This is a genomic window from Moorena sp. SIO3I6, assembly GCF_010672095.1.
Genome location: NZ_JAAHHU010000763.1, coordinates 1 through 2272 on the forward strand (window position 1 = coordinate 1; position 2272 = coordinate 2272).

At 43.0% G+C, this 2272-nt stretch carries 3 protein-coding genes; all 3 read right to left on the bottom strand.

The annotated features are described in order from the left end of the window. Positions 1-42: 42 nt before the first annotated feature. Positions 43-1116, bottom strand: a complete 1074-nt coding sequence (locus F6K49_RS42420; protein ID WP_075898060.1) for a contractile injection system protein, VgrG/Pvc8 family — start codon at positions 1114-1116, stop codon at positions 43-45. A 270-nt stretch (positions 1117-1386) separates the two neighbouring features. Then, positions 1387-2070 (bottom strand): LysM peptidoglycan-binding domain-containing protein, encoded by a 684-nt coding sequence (locus tag F6K49_RS42425; RefSeq protein WP_075898058.1) that lies wholly within the window; start codon positions 2068-2070, stop codon positions 1387-1389. Continuing rightward, on the bottom strand, positions 2061-2272 hold a 212-nt coding region (locus tag F6K49_RS42430; RefSeq protein ID WP_293107399.1), incomplete at its 5' end, for a hypothetical protein. The genes F6K49_RS42430 and F6K49_RS42425, both read right to left, overlap by 10 nt.

The following is a 2272-nucleotide window of genomic DNA, read 5'->3' on the forward strand; positions in this document are numbered from 1 at the left end:
TAGCTTCCCTTTGCCCCGTATCAGTTAATAGGTCAAATAACTTCATGTGCTGTTCCTCCGAGCTGTAAAATGGGTACGATATCCCGACTGGGCGTGATAATGATTAACAGTGGCAGTAACATAATACTGACCGTTGAAGCGTTTTGCTAAGCCCTCAATCTTGATGACTTTGCCTGCTCGTAAATCTGTACGCCCCCAACAAACCCCTTCACCAGTAACTAAGGTCAGTGCGACATTATTGAAGCGGGCTTTGGCAAATTGATCTGCTTCTGCTTGAGTTAATACTGGGCGATCGCTTACTTGGACAACTGCTGTACTAAAAGCGTCTTTAACCAGGGCAGCACCACTTTTTTGTCCCCCCATTTTTGAAACTTCATCCCCAACCTTTGCTTGTCCAACAATCTCTTGCTTTTCTTTAGGATTCCAACCCCGCACTGTTAACTCACTTATTTGGCCCATAGAAGACAAATGGGGATAAAATTCCATCAAGTCATCCTCAAAGCTCAGGGTTAGAATCTCACTTTCGGCATTACCTACAGGTCGGAAAAATAGGGTTTTATCTTCAACAACTACTTCGTAGTTAATCCGTTTGGCTCTCTGTTGCAAAAACTCAATGTCCGTTTGCTCGGCTTGTAAAATATATTCATGCACTACCTGGCTATCTTCAACTTTAGCCGTGAGTCCTGCATCCCTGGCAATTTTGGCAGCAATATCACTATCTTTCTGCTGGAGGAACGTTTGGGTTTTTTTACCTAGCTGGAGACGATGGCGACGGTCATAACCCCGCACTGTTAATCTGGGCAGTCTATCAAAGGCAAATTCTGGGTCTATGCCAGTAATTTCGCCAATAATTAGGGTTTCTAAATCATCATCATAGCCGAGTTTAACTTCTACAACATTGCCAATGGCAAAGAGTTTTTCGTCATCAATCCAAGTCGTTTCTTCTTGCTTAGTATCTGAATCTGTAAGTTCCAGTGTAAACATGCCTGGTAATTTCACATCATGGTCAACGGTAAGACTAATGACGTGCAATTCCGCTTCCACAGGCAACGGTGAGCCGTTGATGATAATCTCAAAATTAGGAACAAGAGGGCTTTCGCGGTTAGCAACTGGCATAGATCATTTCTATTTGAGTTGTGAACAGAATCCCTTAGGGAAAGGCAAGAGGCAAGAGGCAAAAGGCAAGAGTTAATCAAGTATATAGGGATTTTTGGAGCAGGGAGCAGGGAGCATTCTGAAAGAGCTTGGAGGATTTTTTGGTGTTATGAAAAATCAGCAAGATTGTTCATGACCTATTAGCACCTCAAGTAGCGTGCGCGTAGCGCATTAGCTGATAGCTGATAGCTGATAGCTGATAGCTTACAGAAATGCTATATATCATTCCTCTCAACCTAATTTTGGGATAGTTAAGGTTTGACCAATGTACTTTTCTAAGTTACGTGGATCATCAAGTTGATTAGCTTCGGCAATAATGCGCCAAAGTTTAGGATTCCGGTAAAATTGGGCTGATATATCGCTTAAGGTATCGCCACCCTTGATAATACGAGTGGTGAGTTCAGGATCAGTTTGACGTTTGTCTGCTAATGGACCGAGAAATTCTAGGACAGTAAGGTTTAAATTGGCTCTGAGGGGTTGACCATTGCCTTTAAAGAGGGTGAAGTTTTGGGTCAAACTGGTAATGACACCAATAAAAGGGAAATCGGAACCAACAGGAGCGCCACCCCAAGAAATTTCACAAACTGGCGGATGCTGTTCATCTCGCTCAATGCGAGTTAGAGCCACAATTTTGTTGGTTTCTTGTCGCACATCCTGAAAAATAAGGCTTTCAGTGACATCGAAAAACAGTTCCAACGTTAGCTGACGACTACCTCCTCCTTTAAAGTCCACAGTGGGGGCATTAACCTTTCTTTGGGTTTTGCATTCTTCTCCAGTGGAGTTGTCCACTGGTCCCCAGTTGACTGTTTTACTGATAGAATAAGATTCTGGATTGAATTGTACTGAAATTGCAGCCCCCTTTTTTTCTAAAGGTGTAATCGTCAGCTTGCTTAATATTTGTTTTACTAATGCCATTTTCCGATTCCTCGACGTTCCCTTTCTACCATTAGTTTACGAGCCAGAATACGACTGACTTGTTCAGCCACTTTGGTTAAATCTATCCCTGATGCTGATGCTGTTTCTGGGGTAGACATCGGGGTTGTGGCATTTCCCGACTTTGCTTGAACCGTAGAGTTTTCCACTGCATTGGTTTGACGTGCGATCGCTCCATTTGTTT

Bases quoted from the DNA above. Each gene is read 5' to 3' on its own strand.
- F6K49_RS42420 (WP_075898060.1), bottom strand. From the start codon at position 1,116: ATGCCAGTTGCTAACCGCGAAAGCCCTCTTGTTCCTAATTTTGAGATT.
- F6K49_RS42425 (WP_075898058.1), bottom strand. From the start codon at position 2,070: ATGGCATTAGTAAAACAAATATTAAGCAAGCTGACGATTACACCTTTA.